1 protein-coding gene is annotated in these 445 nt (G+C 42.0%); it reads left to right on the forward strand.

Features of this window, described 5'->3' with window-relative positions:
* Nucleotides 1–48: 48 nt before the first annotated feature.
* Nucleotides 49–445 (forward strand): ribulose-phosphate 3-epimerase (locus KSP9073_RS17260; RefSeq protein WP_133241052.1); only part of this gene is annotated, 397 nt, incomplete at its 3' end.

The following is a 445-nucleotide window of genomic DNA, read 5'->3' on the forward strand; positions in this document are numbered from 1 at the left end:
CCCATGTATACGAAAAAAGAAGGTAAACGAAAATAGGAGGAACCAAGAATGAAAATAGCACCATCCATTTTGAGCGCAGATTTTGCCAATTTGCAAAGAGATATTGAGTTAGTAGAAAAAGGAGGCGCAGATTACATCCACGTAGATGTCATGGATGGCCAATTTGTCCCAAATATCACGTTAGGGCCAAATATTGTTCAGGCAATCCGACCTGTCACTAAATTACCGCTAGACGTCCATCTGATGATCGTTGATCCGGAAAATTACATTCCAGCATTTGCGAAAGCTGGAGCAGATATCATTACTGTTCATGTAGAAGCAACTCCTCATATCCATCGGGCACTCCAAATGACAAAAAGCTTAGGTGTCAAAGCTGGAGTAGTTATTAATCCGGGGACACCAGTCTCCATGATCAAACATGTTTTGCCTTTGGCTGATCAAGTGC

It is taken from the genome of Kushneria phyllosphaerae, from assembly GCF_900312995.1.
In the GTDB taxonomy this organism is placed as follows: domain Bacteria; phylum Pseudomonadota; class Gammaproteobacteria; order Pseudomonadales; family Halomonadaceae; genus Kushneria; species Kushneria phyllosphaerae.